The following is a 24,062-nucleotide window of genomic DNA, read 5'->3' on the forward strand; positions in this document are numbered from 1 at the left end:
ACGCTATCATGCAATCAGTGGCTGAACACAAAAACCCGCACCAGGAGTCGCCCCATGACCGCTGTGCTGATTCTGATCGTTCTCGTCCTGATTGCATTGGTCTTTGTCCTGATGAACCGGGACTGGCGGATGAAAACCCTGAGCCGCCCGATCTATGCCTTATTCCGCCGCATCCTCCCCCGCATGTCGGACACGGAGCGCGAGGCACTGGAAGCCGGCACGGTCTGGTGGGACGGCGCACTGTTCTCCGGTCGGCCCAGCGCCCGGGCGCTGCACGCCATCCCCGCTCCGCACCTGACGGAGCCTGAACAGTCATTCCTGGACCATGAGGTCGAAACACTCTGCGCGATGGTCCATGACTGGCGGGTGACGCGCCAGGATCTGGACCTGCCGCCCGAAGCCTGGGATTACATCCGCACGCACCGGTTCTTCGGCATGATCATTCCGGAAAAATACGGTGGGCTCGGTTTTTCCGCGATTGCGCATTCCGCTGTCGTAGCCCGGCTCGCCTCGCGCAATTCGGCGCTTTCAGCGACCGTCATGGTCCCGAATTCTCTGGGACCGGCCGAACTGCTATTGCACTATGGGACGGAGCCACAGAAGGCCTACTACCTGCCGCGTCTGGCACGCGGCGAAGAGATTCCCGCCTTCGGGCTGACCAGCCCCTGGGCGGGCTCGGATGCGGCCGCCATCCCCGACCACGGCATCGTCTGCAAGGGCACCTGGCAAGGCGAGGATATCCTGGGCATGCGGGTCACCTGGGACAAGCGCTACATCACCCTGGGCCCGGTCTGCACGGTGCTGGGGCTGGCCTTTCGCCTGTACGACCCGGACGGCCTGCTGGGTCCGGTATCCGACATCGGCATCACCTGCGCGCTGGTCCCCAGTGATCATCCCGGCGTCGAGATCGGCCGACGGCACTTCCCCCTGGATGCGATGTTCATGAATGGCCCCACGCGCGGCCATGACGTCTTCATGCCGCTGGATTTCATCATCGGCGGGCCCGAGCGTGCCGGCCAAGGCTGGCGCATGCTGATGGAATGCCTGGCGGCGGGCCGCTCGATTTCCCTGCCCTCGTCCTACGCCGGCATGGCGCAGCTGACGGCCCGGTCCGTGGGTGCCTACAGTGTGATCCGCGATCAGTTTCATACGCCCATCCACCGCTTCGAAGGCGTCATCGAGCCCCTGGCCCGCATCGGCGCCAACACCTATCTGATGGATGCCGTGCGCACCATGACGGCCGGGGCTGTGGATCTGGGCGAGCGGCCCGCCGTGATCTCCGCCATTGCAAAATATCACGTCACCGAGCGCGGCCGCGCCGTGGTCAACGACGGCATGGACATCATCGGCGGCAAAGGCATTATCCTTGGCCCGCAAAACTTCCTGGGGCGCGCCTACCAGCAGGTGCCAGTGGGCATTACCGTCGAAGGCGCCAACATCCTGACGCGCAGCCTGATGATCTTCGGCCAGGGGGCCATCCGCTGCCACCCCTATGCGCAAGCAGAGATGCAGGCGGCGCAGGCCGACGATCCGGCACAAGGGCTGGCGGATTTTGACCGCGCCTTCTGGGGACACGCACGGCACACGATCCGCAGCGCACTGTGCGCCACCCTGCATGGCTGGACGGGCGCGATGCTGGCCCGACCGGACACCGCCGTAGCCCCGGAGATGGCGTGCTACTACCGGCAGCTGAGCCGCTTCTCCGTGGCATTCGCCACTCTGGCGGACACGTCCATGCTGATGCTGGGCAGCTCGCTCAAGCGCCGCGAATCCCTGTCAGCCCGGCTTGGCGACATCCTGTCGCAGCTCTATCTGATTTCCGCCACACTCAAGCGCTACGAGGACGAAGGCCGGCAAGCGGCCGATGCCCCGCTGGCGCACTGGGCGATCCAGGATGCCTTCTGCCGCGCCCAGGATGCCGTCAGCGGGGTGCTGGCAAACTTTCCCAACCGCGTCGTGGCCGTCACCCTGCGCGTGCTGCTGTTTCCCTGGGGCCGCAGCTTTCAGGCACCTTCCGACAAGCTGTCGGGTGCCGTCGCACAGGTGCTCTGCAGCCCCGGCGAGGCGCGGGACCGTCTGACGGGGATCGTCCATGTGCCGACCGCCCTGGAAGAACCGCTCGGCGCCATCGAAGCCGCCCTGCGGGCAACGCTTGAAACGGGGGCACTGGACGCGCGCATCCGCGAATTCGAAAAATCAGGCCGGCTGCCCGACGGCGACCCGCGTACCAATGTGCGCGACATCGCCGAGGCCGTTCACGCGGCAGGCGGACTGACGGACGACGAATATGAACGCATCCGCGCCCGCAATGCCCTGCGTGACCGGGTGATTGCCGTCGATGACTTCGCCCGGGATTTTCTGGGCCCATCCGGAACCGAAAGATCCGCGACGGCGCCATCGGCGCCCCAATGACCTGATCCGCCCGCGTCAGCCGAGCGACACCCGGGCGTTGCGGAACATCCGCATCCAGGGGGTGTAGCCGCCGTGCGCAGTGTCTTCGCCCCCCTGGTCGGCCGCACCCCAGCGGGCCGGACGCCAGGACATGGCGACGTTGCGCGTGACGCGTTCCGGGTGCGGCATCATGACCGTGAAGCGGCCATCGGCTGTCGTGACCGCCGTCAGGCCCGCCGGACTGCCGTTGGGATTGGCCGGATACGTTTCCGTGCGCGCGCCCCGATTGTCCACGAAGGCAGCGGCAGCCAGCACCCGGTCGGCGCGCCCCTGCTGGCTGAAGTTCGCGAAGCCCTCGCCATGAGCCACCGCGATGGGTACCTGGGCACCGGCCATGCCGGCAAAGAAGAGCGACGGCGAATCCAGGATTTCCACCAGCGACAGGCGAGCCTCGTATTTTTCCGAGACATTGCGCGTGAAACGCGGCCAGTCCTGGGCACCTGGAATCATGTCGGCCAGCGCCGCCATCATCTGGCAGCCATTGCATACGCCCAGCGCGAACACGTCCGGTCGCGCGAAGAACGCGCCGAAATGGTCCGCCAGACCGGCATTGAAGCGGATCGTGCGCGCCCAGCCTTCACCGGCGCCCAGCACGTCTCCGTAGCTGAAGCCGCCCACGGCCACCAGGCCCTGCATCCCGTCCAGGCGGATGCGGCCGGTCAGCAGATCGGTCATGTGCACGTCCACCGACTGGAAACCCGCCACGTCGAAGGCCCAGGCCATCTCGACCTGACTGTTGCAACCCTGCTCGCGCAGGATGGCGACCTGCGGACGCGCACCCGTTGCGATGTAGGGTGCCGCGACGTCTTCCTGGGGATCGAAGGCCACGCGGGGTGTCAGGCCCGGGTCGTCCACATCCAGCCAGGTGTCGTGTTCGGCCTGGGCGCAATCTGGGTGATCGCGACGCGCCATGATGCGGCGCGTGGTCTCGCTCCAGATGCGGCCCAGTTCGGACAGCGGGCGATGGTACAGCATCGTCCCGTCCCGGAAGACCTGCAATTCCCGCTTGGCATTGAGCATGCCGACCACCTGCGTGATCGCGGACAGGCCCTCCTGTCGCAGGAACCGCAGGATCTCGTCGCGATGCGCGCGCGGCACCTGCAGCAGCCAGCCGGCTTCCTCGTTGAACAGCGCCGCCAGGTTGTGCTCGTGATTCAGGACCGCCACCTGATCGTTGCGGATCTTGTAGTCGCCCGCATCGGCCGTATGCGGGTCGATCGTCAGCATATCCAGGTTGAGGGACGCACCCACACGGCCGGCGAATGCCATCTCGGCCGCTGCCGCCAACAGGCCGCCATCGGAGCGGTCGTGGCAGGCCAGCACCCAACCCCGCGCCACCAGTTTGCGCAACACCAGAAACGCGGTACGCAGCAGATTGCCGTCCTGCACGTCCGGGGTTTCGGTCCCGATCCCGCCATAGACCTGGCCCAGCACCGAGCCGCCCAGACGTTGGCGCCCCTCGCCCAGGTCGATGAGCAGCAGGACCGAATCCCCGGCGTCCGCCCGCAATTGCGGGGTGACCGTGGCGCGCACGTCGGCCACCGGGGCGAAGGCCGTCACCACCAGCGACACGGGGGACACCACCTGATGATCGCCGCCGGCATCCTGCCAGGCGGTGCGCATGGACAGAGAGTCCTTGCCGACCGGAATGGACAGGCCCAGGGTCTGGCACCAGTCGCTGACGGCGGACACGGTGTCGTAGAGCGCCGCATCCTGGCCCGGCGCGCCGCAGGCGGCCATCCAGTTCGCGGAGAGTTTGATGTCTTCCATGCGGGCGACGTCGGCGGCGACCAGATTGGTTAATGCCTCGGTCACCGCCATGCGGCCCGACGCGGCCGGATTCAGGATAGCCAGGGGACTGCGTTCGCCCATCGCCATGGCCTCGCCGGCCACGCCTTCGTAGTCGCGCAGGGTCACCGCGCAATCGGCCACTGGAACCTGCCAGGGGCCGACCATCTGATCGCGAGCGGTCAGCCCGCCCACGGTCCGGTCGCCAATGGTGATCAGGAACGATTTGCTGGCGACCGTGGGGTGGCGCAGGACGCGCTCGATGGCATCCGGTAGTTCGACGTCGGCCAGGTCCAGGTGAGTGCCCACGACGGGGGCGCGCCGCGCGCTGCGCCGCATGCGTGGCGGCTTGCCCAGGATCACGTCCACCGGGACGTCCACGGGCCGCAACTGGGTGGCGGGCAGCTCGCCGGCCGGCCTGTCCAGGCCGGGCAGGCCCTCGCCCAGCGTCACGCGCAGGCGACGTTCTTCGGTGGCGATGCCGACGACCGCATAGGGACAGCGCTCGCGATCGGCAATCCGTGCGAAGCGATCCAGATCAGCCGGCAGGATGGCCAACACGTAGCGTTCCTGGGATTCGTTGCTCCAGATCTCGGCGGGAGACAGGCCGGATTCTTCCAGGGGCACACGCCGCAGTTCGAATTCCGCCCCCCGTCCGGCATCGTTGACCAGTTCGGGGAAGGCATTGGACAGGCCACCCGCGCCCACGTCGTGGATCGCCAGAATGGGGTTGGATGCGCCTTGCTGCCAGCAGCGGTCGATGACCTCTTGGGCGCGACGCTGCATCTCGGGGTTGCCGCGCTGCACCGAATCGAAATCGAGTTCGGCCTGATTGGTGCCCGCGCCCATGCTGGAAGCCGCGCCGCCGCCCATGCCGATGCGCATCCCGGGCCCGCCCAGCTGCACCAGCAGGGCTCCGGGGGGGATAGGATCTTTGTGCGTCAGGCGGGCATCGATCTGGCCCAGGCCGCCCGCCAGCATGATGGGCTTGTGGTAGCCCCAGCGCACGCCGTCCACGTCCTGTTCGAAACTGCGGAAGTAACCCAGCAGGTTCGGCCGGCCGAATTCGTTGTTGAATGCAGCGCCGCCGATGGGACCTTCAATCATGATATCCAGGGGCGTGGCAATGCGGTCCGGCGCGAACCCCGCGTCTTCCCAGGGCTCGATGGCACCATCCACCCGCAAACTGGATACAGTGAACCCTGTCAGGCCTGCCTTGGGCTTGGAACCCCGGCCCGTGGCGCCCTCGTCGCGGATCTCACCGCCCGCCCCGGTGGCCGCCCCCGGGAACGGTGCGATCGCCGTCGGGTGGTTATGGGTCTCGACCTTCATCAGGGTGTGGGCCACGATGTCGTGGCGGCGATACACGGTATCGTCCTCGTCCCCGGCGTGAAAGACCGAGGCGGGGCCGCCCGCCATGATCGCCGCGTTGTCCGAGTAGGCCACGATGGTGCCTTCGGGCTGCGCGGCATGCGTTTCCCGGATCAGGTCGAACAGCGTCAGGGGCTGGGCCTGGTCGTCCAGCGTCCAGTGGGCGTTGAAGATCTTGTGGCGGCAGTGCTCGCTGTTGGCCTGCGCGAACATCATCAGTTCGACGTCCGTGGGGTCGCGGCCCAGGTCGCGGTAGGCGCGCAGCAGGTAATCGATCTCGTCGGCCGACAGGGCCAGCCCCAGGCTGGCATTGCTGGATTCCAGTGCGGCGCGGCCCTGTTCCATCACAGGGACCGTCCGCACGGGCTGCCCCGACACCGGGGCGAACAGCGCCCGCCCGTCGAAATCCGGGGTCACCACGGTTTCCGTCATGCGGTCATGCAGGCACGCGGCTACCGCCCGCACCTGGGTTTCGTCCAGCTTTTGAGTGCCGAGCAGGCGACGTTCCGGAACAACCGTGTACCGCACCCCGCGTTCGATGCGATGCACCTGCGGCAAGCCACAGTGCCGCGCGATGTCGGTGGCCTTGCTGGCCCAGGGGGACAGCGTGCCCAGGCGCGGGACCACCAGCAACTGGATGGCGTGCCGATCGGCGGACTGGGCCGGCCGGCGGCGGCCATCATCCAGCAGGGATTCCAGACGGTCGCGGTCCGGCGCGGACAGCGGCCCGTTCAGCCCTACGAAATAGCACGATTCGGCTGCGATCGAGGCCACCGGCAGGCCCCGGTCGTTCAGGGTGCGCAGCAGGCGTTCCTGGCGAAAATCGGACAAGGCGGCGGAGCCGGGAATGATCAGTACGGTGGTCACGACAGAGAACCCAAGAACGGACAGAAGGAAGAAACTTTCATTTTACCGGGATCGGATCGCCGCCATGCCAGAAACCCGGATATCCAGCGGGCCGCAGGCAAACAGGCACTCAGCGGTCTGGATATCGAATGTCCAGAATGTCCAGTTCCTCGATCCCTGCGGGCGTGCGCAGGGTTACCGTGTCACCCTCGCGAGACTTGATCAGGGCGCGCGCGACAGGCGACACCCAGCTGATGCGCCCGAGCAGAGGTTCGGCTTCGTCCACCCCGACGATGGTGACGGTGGATTCCCGTCCCTGGCTGTCGCAATACCGCACGGTCGCCCCGAAGAACACCTGGTCGCGGTTGGGCTGCTGGGCGGGATCGACCACTTCGGCGGATTCCAGGCGGCGCGTCAGAAAGCGGATGCGGCGATCGATCTCCCGCAGGCGTTTCTTGCCGTAGATGTAATCGCCATTTTCCGAACGGTCGCCGTTCGACGCCGCCCAGGAGACCGTCTGCACGACCTCCGGGCGCTCGACGTTCATCAGCTGCATGAGTTCGTCATTCAAGGCCCGGTACCCGGTCGTGGTCATGTAGTTCTTCGTTCCCGCCGGCAAAGCACGGGATTCCGGCGGATCGTCGTCCTCGTCCCCATCGGATTCCTTGACGAAGGCTTTGTTCATGATTGACTCCAGAGAACCCTGTACCGTATCACAGGAACGATAGCCGGTGACCTGACGGGAAACTAGATCCAGTCCCGCCAGACCGGCACCAGACGATCGGACAGATCGGGCATGCCGCCCAGATCGGCACGACCCGCGCCAGGCGCATGGAAATCGGACCCGCGGGAGGCTTCGAAGCCGTAGGTGAGGGCCACCTGTGTGTAGTGCACAGACTGCGCCGGGGTGTGGCTGCCGGTCACCACCTCGATGCCGCACCCGCCCAGGGACTTGAAGGTCCCGAACAGCGCATCCTGCTGTTGCGGCGTATACCGGTAGCGGCCCGGATGGGCGATCACAGCCTTGCCACCCGCCGCCAGGATCCAGCCGACCGCCTGTTCCAGGCTCGCCCACCGGACCGGCACGAACGCACGCTTGCCATCGCCCAGGTAACGGTCGAAAGCCTGCTGCAGCGACTTGCAGTGGCCCTGCTCCAGCAGGAACCGGGCAAAGTGCACACGCCCGATCAGATCCGGATTGTCCACATGGCGCATCGCCCCCTCGAACGCGCCGTCGATGCCGCATCCGGACAACAAGTCGGCCAGTTTCCGCGCCCGTTCGAAACGGCTGTGGCGGATTCCGGCCAACCCGGCACTCAATTCAGGCTGCCCGGGATCGATGTTCAACCCCAGGACATGCACGGTCTTGTCGCAGAAGGTGACGGAAATCTCGACCCCCGGAATGAAGCCCAGGCCCAGGTCGCGGGCGGCCTCGGATGCTTCCGCCAGCCCGCTGGTTTCATCGTGGTCGGACAGCGCCCACCAGTCCACACCATTGGCATGGGCACGCACGGCGACGTCCGTCGGCGGCAGGACGCCATCGGACTGATTGGAATGGCTGTGCAAGTCGATATTCAACATGAATCAGCCAGCAAAAACTGCCGAATCGTCTGGATCTGGTCGTTGGAACGCAAGGTCGGGGCATGCCCCACCCCCAGAAACTCGACGCAACGGGCATTCGCGTTACGGGTGACCATCTGCTGCGCAGTATCCGCCGACAGGATGTCGGACTGCGCCCCCCGCAGGATCAGGGAGGGTACCGGCAGATGATCCCAGGCTCTCCATAAAAGAGCCTCTCCTGCCGCCATCGCCTCGGGGGTCTGCAGGGAGAAGGGTTGCGCCATGCGCAGATCGTAATGTTTGACCCACTGGCCGTCGTGTTCGTGAAAGACGTGCTCGGTCAGCGCCACCCAGCCCGCCGCATCGTGCGGCCCGAAACCGGGGGATGTGGTCCGTACATAGTCCACCGCCTGTGTAAAACTGTCGAACCGCGCATCCTGGCCGACATACTCGCCAATCCGCGACAGGCCATCCAGATCCAGTGCCGGCCCAACGTCATTGAACACCATGCGACCCAGGGGGACGTCGGCCGCCACCCCCAACCCCCAGGATCCCCGGTCGGGCCGCAGCGCGGGCGATGCGGTGGCCATGCCCGCCAGCGCCAGCCCGATCAGTCCGCCCATCGAGGTTCCGACCCAGTCCAGACGGGTGGGCCGCAGACGCGCAATCAGCGTCACCATGTCCGCGACGTACTGTGGGACGACGTAGGCCGCAGGGTCGGCGAGCCAGTCGGACCGGCCACGCCCCACGACATCCGGGCAGACTACGCGATAATCGTCACGCAATGCCTGCGCAAGCAGGTCGAAGTCGCGCCCGGTACGGGTCAGTCCGTGGACGCACAGCAGGACACGATCATTGTCGGCGTCACCCCATTCCCAATAGGCCATGCGGTGCAGGCCGGCGGGGCTGGCGCAGGTGACGAAATCCAGGCGGGGCTGCAGGTCCGGATGGGCCAAAGGAGGGACAGCGGCAGACATTGAAGCTCCTCGTTGAGGTTTGCTTCATTGTAAGCGCCGCCCCGGCGGCCGGACCTCAGATATGCAGTGCCTGCCCCAGCGCGCGCAGTGCGGCCTCCTGGATCGCCTCGCCCTGCGTCGGATGGGCATGAATCGTATGGCCGACGTCTTCCAGGCGCGCGCCGAGTTCGATGGACTGACCGAAGGCTGCAGAGAATTCGGATACGCCGCGCCCCACCGCCTGCCAACCCAGGATCAAGTGATTGTCGCGGCGGGCAACGACCCGCACGAAGCCGTCGGTGGATTCGAGCGTCATGGCGCGGCCATTGGCAGCCAGCGGAAAAACACCCTCGATCGCGTCGAGACCCGCAGTGGCGGCCTGCTGAGGCGACAGGCCTGCCGTGACGATTTCCGGATCGGTGAAGCACACGGCGGGAATCGCAGCCGGCACGAATTGCCGGGTATGCCCGGCGATCTGCTCGGCCACGCATTCGCCCTGCGCCATGGCCCGATGGGCCAGCATTGGCTCACCGGTCAGGTCGCCGATGGCCCAGACCCCGTTCATCGAGGTGCGGCAATGTTCATCCACCCGTACCGCCAACCCGTCCATGTCCAGCATCAGGGAACTGAGCCCGAAGCCCCGGCTGCGCGGGCGGCGCCCGACAGCCACCAGGATCGACTGGGCGGCCAGGATACGTTCTTCGGCCTTGGGTGACTGGATGCGCAGACCCTTGCCGTCATCGGACAAGCCCAGCACCTGGGTCTGCAGATGCAGACCCATACCCAGGGACTTCAGCGCGGCATGGACCGGCTTGACCAGGTCGGCATCGTAGGCCGGCAGGATACGGTCCTGCGCCTCGATCACGTCGACCTTCACGCCCAGCTTGCGGTAAACCGTGCCGAGTTCCAGACCGATGTAGCCGGCCCCCACGATCGCCAGGGATTTGGGCAGCGTCCTGGGGGACAGCGCCTCGGTGGAGGAGATCACCGGGCCGCCAAACGGCATGAAGGGCAAGGCGACGGGTTCCGACCCCGTCGCCAGCAGCAGGTGTTCGCAGCGGATGCGCTGGGGGGCCCCGGCCTTGCCCTTGACCACCGGGTCCACGTCGACAGTCTTGCCGTCGATGATGTGGGCCCAGCCCTGGACCACCGTGACCTTGTGCTTTTTCAACAGCGATCCGATCCCGGTGGTCAGTTTTTTGACGATCGCATCCTTCCAGGCGATGCTGCGGTCCAGGTCGAGTTCCGGCGCCTGGGCCCGGATTCCCAGGGGCGAATCGCCGGCGTAGCCCTGCAGGGCGTGGAATTGCTCGGCAACATGGATGAGGGCCTTGGACGGAATGCAGCCGATGTTCAGGCAAGTGCCGCCCAGCACGCCGCCTTCGACCAGCACGGTGGGAATACCCAGCTGCCCGGCACGGATGGCGGCGACGTAGCCGCCCGGGCCGCCGCCGATGATCAGCAAGGTCGTATTGATGAGATTGGACATGCTTACTCCACGAACAAGAGCGCCGGGCATTCCAGATAACGCCGGATGCACTGGATGAACTCGGCGGCATGCATGCCGTCGACCACGCGATGATCAAAAGACGAGGACAGGTTCATGAGCTTGCGTGCCACGACCCGGCCCTCCTGGAAGACGGGCCGCTCGACCACCCGGTTGACGCCGACGATGGCGACTTCGGGGTGATTGATGACTGGCGTGGACACGATACCGCCCAGGGGACCCAGGCTGGTGATGGTGATGGTGGAACCCGTCAGTTCATCGCGCGCCGCCTTGCCCTCGCGGGCAGCCTCGGCCAGTCGGGCGATCTCCGCCGCGCAGGACCAGAGGTCCAGTGTTTCGGCATGATGCAGTACCGGCACCATCAGGCCAGCCGGCGTCTGGGCAGCTACCCCCAGATGCACCGCACCGTACTGGGTCACCACCCCGGCCTCATCGTCGAACCGCGCATTGATCTGCGGAAACTCGCGCAGCGCCAGCACCATCGCGCGCGCAAGAAACGGCAACAGCGTGAGTTTCCCACGCTCGGCGCTGTAGCGGCCGTTCAGGCGGGTCCTCAGGGATTCCAGCTCGGTGACGTCGATTTCCTCGACGTAGGTGAAATGCGGGATGCGGCGCTTGGCTTCCTGCATCTTCTGGGCAATCCGGCGGCGCAGGCCAATGACGGGGACCTCGGTTTCCTCGGTGTGGGACTGGTACAGGGCCCCGGTCGTCCGATGTGAAGTCGCATTGCGGTCGCGGGCCAGCCAGGCATCCAGATCGCCGTGCGTGATCCGCCCCGCGGGTCCCGTTCCCGGTACGTACTGCAGCGTGATGCCCTGGTCCCAGGCGCGACGGCGCACGGCGGGCGAAGCCAGGGGGCGCTGCCCCTCGGGCCGGGCCGGCGCGTGGGATGCCAGGTACGGCGACGGTGCCATCCGGCCAGTCGGTGCCGCAGCCGCCATCGATGCCTGCTTTGCCGCCGATTGCCCGGCCACGATGCCCTGGTCGGCCGGGTCCGCCGGATAAGTGCTGTCGGACGAAGCCGGAGCCACATGGGCGACGGGCTCGGCCTGGACCGCCTGGGTTGCCTGCCCTTGCGCAACAGCGGATTGCGCAGCGTGCGCGGCCCCCGCCTGACCGGCTGGATCCGATCGGGACCGGGTCTTCACGGTATGTTCGTTGCCCTCGCCTTCGACTTCCAGACGGATGAGTTCCGACCCCACGGCCATGACCTCGCCCACCGCGCCGCCCAGGGCCACGACGCGCCCATGCACGGGTGACGGCACCTGAACCGTGGCCTTGTCGGTCATGACGTCGGCCAGCACCTGGTCTTCGACCACCGCGTCACCGGGCTGGACGTGCCATTCGACCAATTCGACTTCCGCGATGCCTTCGCCGATATCCGGCATCCTGATGATGTGAATACCCATTATGCCTCCCGGAACGCGCGCTTGAACGCTTCTGCCACCCGCTTGGGGCCTGGAAAATAGGCCCACTCGTGCGAATGCGGATAGGGCGTGTCCCACCCCGTGATGCGTTCGATCGGGGCCTCGAGATGGTAGAAACAGTGTTCCTGGACCAGAGCGCAGAGTTCGGCCCCGAAGCCGCTGGTGCGGGTGGCCTCGTGCAGCACGACGCAACGCCCGGTCTTGCGCACGGAAGCCGTGATGGCGTCCAGATCCAGCGGCCAGAGACTGCGCAAGTCGATGATGTCGGCCTCGATGCCGGCTTCCTGGGCGGCGACCTCGGCCACGTAGACCATGGTGCCGTAGGTCAGCACCGTCAGTTCGCGCCCTTCGCGGTAGAGTGAGGCTTTGTCGAGCGGCACTGTATAGTAGCCTTCGGGCACGTTGCCCAGAGGGTGCTTGGACCAGGGCACGACCGGCTGGTCGTGATGGCCGTCGAACGGCCCGTTGTACAGGCGTTTCGGTTCCAGGAAGACGACCGGGTCGTCGTTCTCGATGGAGCTGATCAGCAATCCCTTCGCGTCATAGGGGTTGGACGGCATCACCGTGCGCAGGCCCGATACGTGCGTGAACAGGGCCTCCGGACTCTGGCTGTGCGTTTGCCCCCCGAAGATGCCGCCGCCGCACGGCATACGGATCGTCAGGGGCGCCGAATAGCCGCCCGCCGAGCGATACCGCAACCGCGCGGCCTCGGAAAAGATCTGGTCCGCCGCCGGATAGAAATAGTCGGCGAACTGGATCTCGACCACCGGGCGCAGGCCGTAGGCCCCCATGCCGATGGCGGCCGCCACGATGCCGCTTTCGGAAATCGGCGCGTCAAACACCCGCGTATGGCCATATTTGGCCTGCAGGCCTTCGGTGCAGCGGAATACGCCGCCGAAATAGCCGACGTCCTCGCCGAACACGACGACGTTCTCGTCGCGGTCCAGCATGATGTCCATGGCCGAACGCAGGGCCTGGATCATCGTCATGGGACGGGTTTTCATTTTTTCTTCCGCCATGGTCACACCCCCAGTTCCTGGCGCTGCCGGCGCAGGTGTTCCGGCATTTCCTTGTAGACGTCCTCGAACATGGTGGCCACGCTGGACGTACGGCCCGTGGCCATCGTGCCGTGGGCCTCGGCCTTTTTCTGCGCCGCCACGATTTCCGCTTCGCAGGACTTCTGCGCGTCCTGGTGCTGCTGTTCGGACCAGATGCCGCGCCCGATCATGTATTGCTTCAGCCGTGCGATGGGATCGCCCAGCGGGAAGCGCGACCAGTCGTCGGCCGGCCGGTATTTGGATGGGTCGTCGGACGTGGAATGCGGCCCGGCCCGGTAGCTGATCCATTCGATCAAGGTGGCGCCGTGGTTGTTGCGCGCACGGTCGGCCGCCCAACGCGAGGCGGCATAGACCGCCAGGAAGTCGTTGCCGTCCACCCGCAGGGACGCCACGTTGGATCCGATGCCGCGCGCCGCCAGGGTGATGCCCTCGCCGCCCGCCACCGACTGGAAGGTGGAAATCGCCCACTGATTGTTGATCACGTTCAGGATCACCGGCGCACGGTAGACGTGGGCGAACAGCAACGCAGTCTGATAGTCGGATTCGGCGGTCGCGCCATCGCCGATCCAGCCGGCCGCGATGCGGGTGTCGCCCTTGATCGCCGATGCCATGGCCCAGCCCACCGCCTGCGGGAACTGCGTGCCCAGATTCCCCGACAGCGTGAAGAAGCCCTTGTCCGGGACCGAATACAGCACCGGCAGCTGGCGCCCCTTCAGCGGGTCTTTGTCGTTGGAAAAGATCTGGCACATCATGTCGAACCAGGGGTAGTCCTGCGCGATCAGCAGCCCCTGCTGGCGATACGAGGGGAAATGCATGTCCCCCGGCCGCAGCGCCAGCGACTGGCCGATGGCGATGGCCTCTTCGCCCAGGCACTGCATGTAGAACGACGTCTTTTTCTGCCGCTGCGCGATGACCATGCGGGCATCGAAGATGCGCGTCTTGATCATGGCCAGCAGCCCCTTGTGCAGAATCGCGTCATCCGGCGGGTCCTCGGCCCAGGGGCCGACCGCCCGGCCATCATCGTCGATCACGCGGATCAGACCCAATGCCAGATCGCGGGTGTCGTAGGGGACGATATCGATGGGGGGTTTACGCGCCGCGCCCGCAGGCTGCAGACGCAAATAGGAGAAATCGGTCGCCTGACCGGGACGCCCCGAGGGTTCGGGGACATAGAATTTCAGAGGTGTCTGTGTCATGGTCGCAAAAATCTTTTGGATTTTTCATCAGCCTGGCCAGTACCGCGCCAGAATGGCCGGCATGAGCAAGCCAATGTGACGAAGACTGAGGGCAACAGTCGCCTTGTGGACGGCTGCCGCATGATCGCCGATTCCGCCATGCCGCGCAAGATCGCGAAAACCATTACGGACGCCGTCCATGCCAATAACGACGGGACGACTCCAGGACACTGTACAACGACAGGCCCGTGCCGCGCGACCGGGCATTTATCCCGCCTTGCCAATCGGTGCGCCAGATGCTTGCACCCGCCAGCCTCCAGCGATCCAGCACGGCACCGGCGGGATGCCCGTGGCGATTCCAGCGGCCGACCTGCACGATCACGTGCCGGGCGGCAACAGCATCCACGAACGCAGCGGACGACGAGGTGCGCGAACCGTGGTGCGCCGCGACCACCACATCGACCGGCGTCAGCCCGCGCCGAACCAGTGCCGCCTCCGTTCGCGCTTCGACGTCGCCCGTGAGCAGCAGACTGTGGTGCGCACCGCGTATCCGCAGCACACAGCTGCCCGCGTTGGCCTGCGCACCGGGGCGTGCGGACCGCGCGTCCAGCGGCCACAGGAATTCAAAGCTCACGCCATCGATTTGCCAACGACCACCGAACAGACAGGGTGTGGCCGCCAACGGCAGCGTCGCGGGTCCGGCCTGCAGCAGGCGGGCCTCGGTCCGCAGCCAGGATTCCAGATCGAAGGAACTGAACACCTGCTGCACGGACACGGCATCCAGAACACCGCGCACCCCGCCCGCATGATCCAGATCCGCGTGCGACACGATCAAGACGTCCAGCCGCCGGACGCCCAGCGCCCGCAGGGCCGGCACGACAGTCCGGGTGCCTTCGTCCGAATCCCGCGCATGACGGGCCCCCGCATCGAACAGGATCGCATGGCGGGCGGTACGCAGCAGCAGCGCGCTGCCCTGCCCGACATCCAGCGCATGAAGATCCCATTCGCCCAGGCCTGGCTGGGGTGCCTTCCACAGGACCATCGGAATCATCGCGACCCATGCCCAGCCGCGATAGGCTGGCGATCTGAGCGATGCGGAACCCGGCCATAAGGCCAACGCGGCCCCTCCCGCCGCCAGCAGATAGAGCCAGGCAGGCCCCGCCACCACCGGCAGGGTCGGCAAGCGCGCCAGCCATTCCGTGGGCCGCATCATGAGCGCCAGCACACCATGAGCCAGCCACGCCAGCAGGGCCGAAACGGACTCCAGGCCCGGTATCGACGCCATGGCGGCGAGCAACAGGGAGAGCGGTGTGACGCACAGTTCGATCACCGGAATCGCATAGGCATTGGCGATCGGCGACACCAGGGAGACCTCGTGAAAGACCCAGGCCAGCGCGGGCGCCAGGGCCAGCGTGACCGCCCACTGCAGGCGCGCGGCCAGGCGCAGCCCGTGCAGCCACCGCGTCAGGCCGGACGGCGACGGCGGCGGATCGGCACCCGGCGGTGGCCGGCTGCGGCGCAAGCGGGCTGCGGAAGCCTCTTCATCGAGACCGACCGCGAGCAGGACGGCGACCGCCGCGAACGACAACCAGAAGCCGCTGGCCAGCACGGACCAGGGGTCCAGCGCCACCACCGCGACGGCTGCCAGGGCCAGCACCCGTGTCCCGTTGAGCCGGATCTGGAGGGCCTGGGCGCCAGCGACGACCGCCAGCATCATGAAGGTACGCCGCGCCGGCACGCCCCAGCCCGCCAGCAGACAATACAGCCAGGCCACGATCAGCGCGGCGCAAGCCGCCGCCCGGCGCGCAGGCCAACGCTCGGCCAGAACCCGGCCGCGCCAGCGCAGGCGCCGCCACAGCCAGGAGACCGCCAGAGCGCCGACCCCCGCAAGCATCGTGATGTGGGATCCGGAAATTGAAACAAGATGTGTCAAACCACTTCTATTGAAGACTTTCCAGTCGCCATCTTCCACCCCATCCTGATCCCCGATCGCCAGAGCGCGCAGCACGGGTCCATACCGTTTCCCTTCCAGATATGGCGCCATGGCCTCGCGGATGGCGTGCCGGGCCCGATCGGCGATGACCGACAGGCTATGCCAGTCCTCATCGCGCAGATGTTCGGGGATGCCGCGCACCGTCCCCAGGGCGCGGACACCGATGGCGAAAGCATGCCCTTCATAATCGAAGGCGGCCATGTTTCGTGCCGACTGGACGGGCCGCAGTACCAGGGCCATGCGCCAGATCTGCCCCGCCCGGACTTCCGGAAACGGCGGATCAGCCGGCTTCGCGGCCGCATAGGGACTGCGCCATCCCGAAGCCGGCCAACTGACCAGGATGCGCCGAGGCACGCCCTCGGGGTGTGATTGCAGGACTTCCGCTTCGAAGCGCACCCGGTCCGGCTGCAGACGCGGCAGACCCTCGATCCGCAGGACAACGCGGGAGACCCGATCGACATTGCCATCGTCCAGCGCCTGATCCAGCCGGTGCTGTGCCCAGACCATGGTCACCGCGAACGCCAGCCAGGCCGCGAATGTCCACAGGCTCAGGCAGCCCAGCGTGACAGCCGGGCGGCTCCCACCGGGGCCGGAGTCCTCGCCCGCCAGGCGCGTCAGTCCCGATGCAGCACGCCGGAAACGGCGCGCAAACCACCAAAAGCGGAACGCCGTCAGAAACAACATGAGGGGAACGGACAGACCGGAAACCACCCACAAGGGGGACGGCAGCCGCGCCATCTGATGCATGACCAGCACGCCCAGCAGCCCCGCGCCCACCGTCAGCCGACCGATCATGCCCCGCCCCCGATAATGCCCCGACAGGAGACACTAAGACCCGGAGGCGGGACAAAACCAGGCCCTTATGTCAGTTTTGTCACATCGGAAGCCGGATTCGACATCGACAAGAATGCCGCGAGCCGCGGCAGCACCCGCGCCGCGTTGCGGGCGCACTGGGCAATCACGGTATTGCGCGGCTCGGACCGAAGCGATGCCAGGCAGTCGGCGATCCGGGCGACTTCGGCAGGTTCGTTGCGCGCGGGCTGCGGGCAACCATCCGCACCCCGCCCCAGCCAGGCGGGGGGCATGTCCGGCGCATCGGTTTCCAGCACCAGCGCCGTCGGCGGCAGTTGCGTGGCCAACCGCCGGATTTGCAGCGCCCGATCGAAGGTCATCGCCCCGCCCATCCCGAGTGCGAAACCCAGGTCCAGGAACTGTCCGGCTTGCTGAAAGCTGCCGTTGAAAGCATGCGCGATCCCGCCGATGGCGGGACGACGTCGCAGGTGCTTGAGCAGGACGTCCTGGGATCGGCGCACGTGCAGCAGCACCGGCAGGTCAAAGCGCTGCGCCAGGTCCAGCTGGCGCGTGTAAAACATTTCCTGACGCGCCCGCAGCGTGGGGGTATTGAGTTCCGGTACAAAGAAATCCAGGCCGATTTCCCCGATCGCGACCAGGCGCGGATCATCCCGCCAGGCCGACAGGCGGTCCTCCAGCGCGGCCAGGCTGGCAGCATCCGCCCGATCCACATAGAGGGGGTGGATACCCAGCGCATAACAGACCCCCGGCACGGACCAGGCCAGATCCCGCACGGTCTGGAAATTGTCCGCGCACACGGCGGGGATGACGATGCCACCCACGCCCGCCCGATGCGCCCGCTCGATGACTTCGGTCCGGTCGGCATCGAATTCGGCCGCATCCAGATGGCAGTGGGTGTCGATGAGCATAGACGCCTCCATCCAAGCGATAGGAAACCCCCGGAACGCCCCGCTGCCCGTACCGCCGGACGCGGGAAACCATCAGCCCTCCAGATGCCCCGCTTGCATGTGCAGTTGGCGATGCGCCAGTGCAGCCAGCGCTGGGTCATGCGTCACGATGACGAAGGCGGTGCCCAGATCCCGATTGATGCGCCCCAGCAACTCGAACATCGCGTCCGCCGTGTGGCGGTCCAGATTGCCGGTGGGTTCGTCGGCCAGCACACAGGCGGGCTGGGTCACCAGCGCGCGCGCCAAAGCCACTCGCTGGCGCTCGCCACCCGAGAGTTGACCGGGAAAATGCGTCGCGCGGTCGCGCAGACCCACCTGCGCCAGCAGGCCATGCGCCTGTTCACGGGCTTCGGCCCGCGAGCAGCGGCGCACGATGAGCGGCATCGCCACATTATCGAGCGCGGAGAATTCCGGCAGCAAGTGATGGAACTGGTAGACGAAGCCCAGCGCCCGATTGCGCAACTGACTGCGCTTGCGTTCGTTCAGGCCGCCGGCCGCCTCGCCCGCAATCCACAAGTGCCCCTCATCGGGCTGATCCAGCAGGCCCAGCACGTGCAACAGCGTGCTTTTCCCCGATCCGGAAGCACCGACGATGGCGACCATCTCGTGCGCATGCACCGACAGGTTCACGTCGCGCAGGACTTCGACGCGGCCCGCCCCCTCGTCGTAGGTCTTGACCAGATGCTCGGCGCGCAGCACCGTGGCGGCGGGTTGCGGGGCTTCAGTCATGGCGCAGTACCTGGGCGGGTTGCAGGCGGGATGCCCGCCAGCTGGGATAGAGCGTCGCCAGCAGCGACAGCACGAGCGAGGTCACGCCGATGGTCACGATATCGCCGACCTGCGGATTGGACGGCAGTTCGCTGATGAAATAAATCTGCTGTGGCAGGAAATGCACACCGAACAGGCGTTCGATCCACGGCACAATGACGTCGATGTTGTAGGCAGCCAGGGTCCCGAACAGTACGCCCGCCGCCGTGCCGACCACCCCGATCAGCGCCCCCTGCACCAGGAAGATGCGGGCAATTTCGGCTGGCGTCGCGCCCAGCGTGCGCAGGATCGCGATGTCGGACTGTTTGTCCTTGACCGCCATCACCAGCGAGGACAGCAGATTGAAGGCGGCCACGGCCACGATCAGCGCCAGGATCAGAAACATCATGCGTTTTTCGGTTTTCACGGCGGCAAACCAGGTGCGGTTGTTCTGCGTCCAGTCCATGGCCCGCACGCCCGACGGCATCAGGCCCAGCAGCTGCCGGGCGACCTCGGGCGCGCGCTGCATGTCGGCGATGCGCAGGCGCACACCACTGACGCCGCTGTCGCGAAACACCCGCGCCGCATCCTGTACATCAACAAAGGCCAGCGTCGCATCATATTCGTAGTAGCCCGTGGCGAAAATGCCGGACACGGTGAACTGGCGCATGCGCGGGGCGAAACCCGCCGGGGAGATCGATCCCTGAGGCGCCAGCAGCAGCACGGTGTCTCCCACCGTCAACCCCAGGGACTGCGCGATCTGGCTGCCGACGATCATGTTGAACGAGCCGGGCGTCAGGCTGTCGAGCGAACCCGATTCCATCTGCCCCTTCAGGTCCGAGACCTTGGATTCGATGGCGGGATCGATGCCCCGCACCTGCACGCCGCTGAGCCCCTGCCCCCGCGCCAGCATGCCTTGGGCCGCCACGAAGGGCGCGGCACCCCGGACCTCGGGATCCCCTTCGGCCGCGCGCGCCAGATCCTGCCAATGGTCCAGCACCTGCTGGTGATCGGCACCCGGTACAAAGAGTTCGATGTGGGGCAGCACCGACAGCATGCGGTCGCGCACCTGCGTCTGAAAACCGTTCATGACCGACAGGACAATGATCAGAGCAGCCACCCCCAGGCCGATTCCGGCCATGGAGCTCGCTGCCACGAAGGAGACGAAACGGTCTCCCCGACGACCGCCCCGCCCAGTCCGGGCCAGCCCCGCATAACGGGCCCCGATCCACCACTCATAGGCCATGTGTTCTGTATTCCGATCCGTTTGACTCTACAATTCCGGCATGCATATCGTCATTCCCGGGGCCTGGCCCGATCCTGAAGTGGCCGCCGAACTGGCGCCCCATCTGGCGCAACGCGCGCCTACCCTGGCACGCTGGCTCGGTCGGGGAAAAGTCGCACAGACCCCCAGCCCCGCGGCGGACACCTGGTGCACTCCCCTGGAACACTGGCTGCTGCAGGCGCGCGGCTTCGTGACGACGCAAGCTGAGCATATTAGCGCAGGTCTGGGGCCCTTGCGCGCCGGCGTCCAGGACGACGAACCGGTCTGGCTGGCCGAACTCATCCATATGTCACCGTCACGCGACGGTGCCGCACTGTTGCCGGCCGATACCCTGGGCATCACGGCGGAACAATCGGAATCCCTGCTGCGGACCGCCCGCGAACAGCTGGAAGACGGCGGCCCGCAGCTCGAATTCCTGCGTCCCGACACGTGGCGCGTGCGCTGGCCGGATGCGGTACGGCTGCCTTGCGCCAGCCCGGCCCTGGTGGCCGTCAGCGCCGTCAATGACTGGTGGCCTCAGGACCCGGTCGCGCGCCCCTGGCGCCGCCTGGTCAACAGCCTGCAGATGGCCTGGTTCGAGCATCCGGTCAACCAGGCGCGTCTCGAGGCTGGCCAGGCGCCGATCAACAGCCTCTGGCTCTACGGCGGGGCCCGCCGCGGGCAACTGACGCGCCTGCTGCCGGCCGACTTGCGGATCGAGACCGCGCTGGAAGGCTTTGCCACCAGCCAGGACTGGGGCGGCTGGATCGAGGCGCTGGCGCAATTGGAACACGGCTGTCTGGCCGCATTGACGCAAGACACCCCGACCCTGGTACTGACCGGCCGGGACCGCTACGCAACGATCACCGTGCAGGGTGGCTGGCTGGCCCGCTGGCGAACACAGGACTGGAGGCGCTGGTGGTGCAGCCGCTGATCCGCCCGCGCGCCGCCAGCCGGCAACGCGCCCAGGCGCTGGCCGAGGCCGGCGTCCATCCGCTGCTTGCACGCCTCTGGGCCGCACGCGGACTGGCGCAGCCCGCCGCCACGGACTGGTCGGCGCTGATTCCGCCGGTGCAGCTCACCCACGTCCGCGACACGGCACGGCTGTTGGCGGACGCCATCGCTGCCCATCGGAAGCTGCTGATCGTGGCCGATTACGACTGCGATGGCGCCACGGCTTGCGCCGTCGCGATCCGAGGCCTGCGCGCCATGGGCGCCCAGGCCGATTTTCTGGTGCCCAACCGCTTCGAGACCGGCTACGGCCTGTCCCCCGCCGTGGTCGAGCTGGCCTGCCGCCACCCGGCGGGCAAGCCGGATCTGTTGATCACTGTCGATAACGGCATCGCCAGCATCGACGGCGTGGCGGCAGCCCGCGCAGCCGGCATCCAGGTGATCGTGACCGACCATCACCTGCCCGGCGACCGGTTGCCCGACGCCCTGGCGATCGTCAACCCGAATCAGGCCGGCTGCGGATTCCCGTCCAAGCATCTGGCCGGCGTGGGCGTCATTTTCTACGTCCTGCTGGCCTTGCGCGCCGAGCTGCGCGAACGCGGCACGCTGCCTGCCCAGGGCGGCCCCCGGCTGGACGCTTACACGGATCTGGTGGCTCTGGGCACGATCGCCGACGTGGTACGGCTGGACGCCAACAACCGGCTGCTGGTCACCCAGGGCCTCCAGCGCATCCGCCAGGGGCGGATGCAGCCGGGAATCGAAGCCCTGTTCGAAGTCGCCGGACGCGATCCCGGACAGGCGGGCACCGACGACCTGGGTTTTGCATTGGGGCCGCGCATCAATGCCGCAGGCCGCATGGCCGACATGAGCCTGGGCATTCACTGTCTGCTGGAAGACAACCCGGTCCGGGCCCGGGAACTGGCTCAGGCGCTGGATGCCATCAACCGCGAACGACGCACCCGGGAAACCGAGATGCGCGACGAGGCGTTGGCGCATCTGGACGCGACCGCCCAGGCTTTGGCTGCGAGCGTCTGCGTCTGGCAACCAGGCTGGCACCCGGGCGTGATCGGTCTGGTGGCATCCCGCCTGAAGGAAACCTACTGGCGCCCCGCCCTGGCCTTCGCACCTGACGATGCCGATACCCTGCGCGGTTCGGGGCGATCGATCCCCGAAGTCCATCTGCGCGATGCCCTGGATCTGGTTTCAAAGCGCCTGCCCGGCGCCATCCTGCAGTTCGGCGGCCACGCCATGGCCGCAGGCCTGACCCTGCGCAAACACGCTTTCGACGATTTTTCCCGCCAGTTCGACGCGGCCGTGCGCACCCTCAGCGGCCGCGATGCCTTCGAACCCTGCCTGGAAACCGACGGCTCACTGGAAGCCACCTACATGACGGCCGACACGGCCGCTCTGCTGGCTCATCAGGTCTGGGGCTCCGGCTTCGCGCCTCCCCTGTTCCAGGATCGCTTCCGCATCGTCCACCAGCGGCTGCTGAAAGACCGCCACCTGAAGCTCTTTCTGGAACGCGACGGGCTGCGCCTGGACGCCATCTGGTTCAACCACGCCGAACCGCTGCCAGGTGAGATCGAAGCCGTCTACCGGCTGGAGCGCAATACCTGGGGCGGACAGACGATGGTGCAATTACTGATCGAGCACGCCCGCGCGGCCTGAGCGCGTCGGCCAGGCCGGCCGCATCCGCGCTCATGCAGCCTTGCGGCGCGACGACAACACAATGCCGCCGATGATCAGCAGAAACGCGACGGCATGGTGGGGATGCGGTCGTTCCCCCAGCAAGGCCAGCGACAGCAGTGCGGCAATCAACGGCGTCAGATTGTTGAAAAACCCTGCCAGCGTCGGTCCCACCCGCTGCACACCGGCGCCCCAGCAGCGAAACGCAATCACCGCCGGCCCGATCGCCACGAACGCCACAGTCAGCGCCAGTTGCCAGCCCCAGACGACATGCCAGTCCGTCAGTCCCCATTCCAGCGCGGCAAACAAGCCCGACCAGGCAGCCCCATACAGAATCTGCCCCAGCAGAAAGCCCGCCCAGTGCGCACGCACCGGCGCATCGGCCGGCACGCGTGTCAGCTGCCAGCTGTAGACGGCCCAGATGAACGTGGCCAACACCATCAGCAGGTCGCCCGGAACAAAGTGCAGCGACCACAATTGCGTCCATTCCCCATGCGACAGCACCGTCGCCACCCCGGCCAGCGACAGGACGGAGCCCACCACCTGCCCCGGACGGATGGCCACCCCGTGAAACACACGTCCGACGATCAGCATCCACACCGGGATGCTGGCCATCACCAGCGTGACATTGATCGGCGAGGACGTGTGCAGCGCCAGATACTGCAGCGAGTTGTACAACCCGACCCCCAGGAGCCCCAGCAGCGCGTAACGCGGCCATTGGCGCCAGATGTCACTGCCCGGTCTCAGGACCCGGTAGCCCAGCGGCAGCAGCAACAGGAGTGCCACCGCCCAGCGCAGGAAATTCAGGGTCAGCGGCGGCACCAGATGCACAACGGCGCGCCCGACCACGGCATTGCTCGCCCACAGCACAGGTGGAATCAGCAGGAGCGCCACCGTGCCGGGAGTCAACCTTTCATTCATGAACCATTCTTCCACAATCCGCCAGCCTGGATTCTAACCGCCCGGCACGGATGACCCACCCGGACGCGATTCTGGCGGCAGTCCCTGTCCTTCCATTTATTTCTTGACATAACACATCTTCAAGCTTTAAGATAACCAACTGTTTCATCAGCGGTTTTCAGCCTTGGCCGGGTCCTCCGGCTGCTTTGGCGGGCGCAACGCCTGCTGCCTCTCTGGGGTTTACACCCCTGCCTGGTTTCTGATCACCCTTGCGACTTCGTCGCCCGCCCGGTTCCGGTCGGCGCGCGCCGCGCCTGTCCGCTGATGGTTTGATCACCTTACGGAGCACATGACATGGCCAAAGAAGAACTGCTCGAAATGCAAGGATCCGTCACCGAAGTCCTGCCGGATTCACGCTTTCGCGTCACCCTGGACAACGGCCACCCGGTGATTGCCTATACCGGCGGCAAGATGCGCAAGCACCACATCCGCATCCTGGCGGGCGACAAGGTCACGCTCGAGATGTCGCCTTACGACCTCAGCAAAGGCCGCATCACCTTCCGCCACCTGAACCGCGCTCCCGGCGCCACGACGGCACACCGCAGCAACAACCGCCGCTGAA

The 24,062-nt window shown here is 66.6% G+C and carries 17 protein-coding genes; 4 read left to right on the top strand and 13 right to left on the bottom strand.

Translation table 11 applies throughout. The features are described from left to right. Positions 1 to 54: 54 nt before the first annotated feature. On the top strand, positions 55 to 2,412 hold the full coding sequence (locus ABCV34_RS04935) for an acyl-CoA dehydrogenase (RefSeq protein WP_345798101.1): 2,358 nt from the start codon (positions 55 to 57) through the stop codon (positions 2,410 to 2,412). A gap of 15 nt (positions 2,413 to 2,427) precedes the next feature. Here ABCV34_RS04935 and purL read toward each other — a convergent pair whose 3' ends face one another. From purL to ABCV34_RS04995, 12 genes are all read right to left on the bottom strand, one after another. Further along, complete coding sequence (gene purL, locus ABCV34_RS04940; protein ID WP_345798102.1) at positions 2,428 to 6,477, bottom strand: phosphoribosylformylglycinamidine synthase; 4,050 nt, start codon at positions 6,475 to 6,477, stop codon at positions 2,428 to 2,430. 109 nt (positions 6,478 to 6,586) lie between these two features. Continuing rightward, positions 6,587 to 7,141, bottom strand: a complete 555-nt coding sequence (gene greB, locus ABCV34_RS04945) for a transcription elongation factor GreB (RefSeq protein ID WP_345798103.1) — start codon at positions 7,139 to 7,141, stop codon at positions 6,587 to 6,589. A gap of 62 nt (positions 7,142 to 7,203) precedes the next feature. Beyond that, positions 7,204 to 8,034 carry a PHP domain-containing protein gene (locus ABCV34_RS04950; protein WP_345798707.1) on the bottom strand — a complete coding sequence of 277 codons (831 nt, stop codon included), beginning with the start codon at positions 8,032 to 8,034 and terminating at the stop codon, positions 7,204 to 7,206. Continuing rightward, positions 8,031 to 8,993: an alpha/beta hydrolase gene (locus ABCV34_RS04955; RefSeq protein ID WP_345798104.1), complete on the bottom strand. Its 963-nt coding sequence runs from the start codon at positions 8,991 to 8,993 to the stop codon at positions 8,031 to 8,033. The genes ABCV34_RS04950 and ABCV34_RS04955 overlap by 4 nt, the downstream gene beginning before the upstream one ends. A gap of 55 nt (positions 8,994 to 9,048) precedes the next feature. After that, positions 9,049 to 10,461, bottom strand: coding sequence for a dihydrolipoyl dehydrogenase (lpdA, locus tag ABCV34_RS04960; RefSeq protein WP_345798105.1), 1,413 nt, complete (start codon positions 10,459 to 10,461; stop codon positions 9,049 to 9,051). Positions 10,462 to 10,463: 2 nt separating this feature from the next. Continuing rightward, positions 10,464 to 11,888, bottom strand: a complete 1,425-nt coding sequence (locus ABCV34_RS04965) for a dihydrolipoamide acetyltransferase family protein (RefSeq protein ID WP_345798106.1) — start codon at positions 11,886 to 11,888, stop codon at positions 10,464 to 10,466. Continuing rightward, the gene (locus tag ABCV34_RS04970; RefSeq protein WP_345798107.1) at positions 11,888 to 12,925 is read right to left on the bottom strand and encodes an alpha-ketoacid dehydrogenase subunit beta; all 1,038 of its coding nucleotides are present in this window, start codon (positions 12,923 to 12,925) and stop codon (positions 11,888 to 11,890) included. The genes ABCV34_RS04965 and ABCV34_RS04970 overlap by 1 nt, the downstream gene beginning before the upstream one ends. Before the next feature lie 2 nt (positions 12,926 to 12,927). Continuing rightward, complete coding sequence (locus ABCV34_RS04975) at positions 12,928 to 14,160, bottom strand: 3-methyl-2-oxobutanoate dehydrogenase (2-methylpropanoyl-transferring) subunit alpha (RefSeq protein WP_345798108.1); 1,233 nt, start codon at positions 14,158 to 14,160, stop codon at positions 12,928 to 12,930. A gap of 163 nt (positions 14,161 to 14,323) precedes the next feature. Next, the gene (locus tag ABCV34_RS04980) at positions 14,324 to 16,927 is read right to left on the bottom strand and encodes a DNA internalization-related competence protein ComEC/Rec2 (protein ID WP_345798109.1); all 2,604 of its coding nucleotides are present in this window, start codon (positions 16,925 to 16,927) and stop codon (positions 14,324 to 14,326) included. A gap of 65 nt (positions 16,928 to 16,992) precedes the next feature. Beyond that, positions 16,993 to 17,853 (bottom strand): TatD family hydrolase, encoded by an 861-nt coding sequence (locus tag ABCV34_RS04985; protein WP_345798110.1) that lies wholly within the window; start codon positions 17,851 to 17,853, stop codon positions 16,993 to 16,995. Between the two features lie 72 nt (positions 17,854 to 17,925). After that, complete coding sequence (locus tag ABCV34_RS04990) at positions 17,926 to 18,621, bottom strand: ABC transporter ATP-binding protein (protein ID WP_345798111.1); 696 nt, start codon at positions 18,619 to 18,621, stop codon at positions 17,926 to 17,928. Beyond that, positions 18,614 to 19,885: a lipoprotein-releasing ABC transporter permease subunit gene (locus ABCV34_RS04995; RefSeq protein ID WP_345798112.1), complete on the bottom strand. Its 1,272-nt coding sequence runs from the start codon at positions 19,883 to 19,885 to the stop codon at positions 18,614 to 18,616. The genes ABCV34_RS04990 and ABCV34_RS04995 overlap by 8 nt, the downstream gene beginning before the upstream one ends. A gap of 40 nt (positions 19,886 to 19,925) precedes the next feature. Here ABCV34_RS04995 and ABCV34_RS05000 point away from each other — a divergent pair, with 40 nt between their 5' ends. Then, a complete protein-coding gene (locus ABCV34_RS05000) occupies positions 19,926 to 20,837 on the top strand; it encodes a hypothetical protein (RefSeq protein WP_345798113.1) in 912 nt (303 codons plus the stop codon). After that, positions 20,825 to 22,522: a single-stranded-DNA-specific exonuclease RecJ gene (gene recJ / locus ABCV34_RS05005; protein ID WP_345798114.1), complete on the top strand. Its 1,698-nt coding sequence runs from the start codon at positions 20,825 to 20,827 to the stop codon at positions 22,520 to 22,522. The genes ABCV34_RS05000 and recJ overlap by 13 nt, the downstream gene beginning before the upstream one ends. A 30-nt stretch (positions 22,523 to 22,552) precedes the next feature. Here the strand turns inward: recJ and ABCV34_RS05010 are convergent, their stop codons facing one another. Then, positions 22,553 to 23,461 carry a DMT family transporter gene (locus ABCV34_RS05010; RefSeq protein ID WP_345798115.1) on the bottom strand — a complete coding sequence of 303 codons (909 nt, stop codon included), beginning with the start codon at positions 23,459 to 23,461 and terminating at the stop codon, positions 22,553 to 22,555. A 333-nt stretch (positions 23,462 to 23,794) separates the two neighbouring features. Between ABCV34_RS05010 and infA the strand changes: the two genes are divergently transcribed. Continuing rightward, a complete protein-coding gene (infA, locus tag ABCV34_RS05015) occupies positions 23,795 to 24,061 on the top strand; it encodes a translation initiation factor IF-1 (RefSeq protein WP_345798116.1) in 267 nt (88 codons plus the stop codon). Position 24,062 lies beyond the last annotated feature (1 nt).

Source organism: Castellaniella sp. MT123, assembly GCF_039614765.1.
Classification (GTDB): domain Bacteria; phylum Pseudomonadota; class Gammaproteobacteria; order Burkholderiales; family Burkholderiaceae_B; genus Castellaniella.

Excerpts from the sequence above, each read along its gene's own strand:
- greB (WP_345798103.1), bottom strand. The coding sequence starts at position 7,141 with ATGAACAAAGCCTTCGTCAAGGAATCCGATGGGGACGAGGACGACGAT.
- ABCV34_RS04990 (WP_345798111.1), bottom strand. The coding sequence starts at position 18,621 with ATGACTGAAGCCCCGCAACCCGCCGCCACGGTGCTGCGCGCCGAGCAT.
- ABCV34_RS04980 (WP_345798109.1), bottom strand. The coding sequence starts at position 16,927 with ATGATCGGTCGGCTGACGGTGGGCGCGGGGCTGCTGGGCGTGCTGGTC.
- ABCV34_RS04975 (WP_345798108.1), bottom strand. The coding sequence starts at position 14,160 with ATGACACAGACACCTCTGAAATTCTATGTCCCCGAACCCTCGGGGCGT.
- ABCV34_RS05000 (WP_345798113.1), top strand. The coding sequence starts at position 19,926 with ATGCATATCGTCATTCCCGGGGCCTGGCCCGATCCTGAAGTGGCCGCC.
- ABCV34_RS05010 (WP_345798115.1), bottom strand. The coding sequence starts at position 23,461 with ATGAATGAAAGGTTGACTCCCGGCACGGTGGCGCTCCTGCTGATTCCA.
- ABCV34_RS04995 (WP_345798112.1), bottom strand. The coding sequence starts at position 19,885 with ATGGCCTATGAGTGGTGGATCGGGGCCCGTTATGCGGGGCTGGCCCGG.
- ABCV34_RS04970 (WP_345798107.1), bottom strand. The coding sequence starts at position 12,925 with ATGGCGGAAGAAAAAATGAAAACCCGTCCCATGACGATGATCCAGGCC.
- lpdA (WP_345798105.1), bottom strand. The coding sequence starts at position 10,461 with ATGTCCAATCTCATCAATACGACCTTGCTGATCATCGGCGGCGGCCCG.
- ABCV34_RS04955 (WP_345798104.1), bottom strand. The coding sequence starts at position 8,993 with ATGTCTGCCGCTGTCCCTCCTTTGGCCCATCCGGACCTGCAGCCCCGC.
- ABCV34_RS04935 (WP_345798101.1), top strand. The coding sequence starts at position 55 with ATGACCGCTGTGCTGATTCTGATCGTTCTCGTCCTGATTGCATTGGTC.
- ABCV34_RS04965 (WP_345798106.1), bottom strand. The coding sequence starts at position 11,888 with ATGGGTATTCACATCATCAGGATGCCGGATATCGGCGAAGGCATCGCG.
- ABCV34_RS04985 (WP_345798110.1), bottom strand. The coding sequence starts at position 17,853 with ATGCTCATCGACACCCACTGCCATCTGGATGCGGCCGAATTCGATGCC.
- infA (WP_345798116.1), top strand. The coding sequence starts at position 23,795 with ATGGCCAAAGAAGAACTGCTCGAAATGCAAGGATCCGTCACCGAAGTC.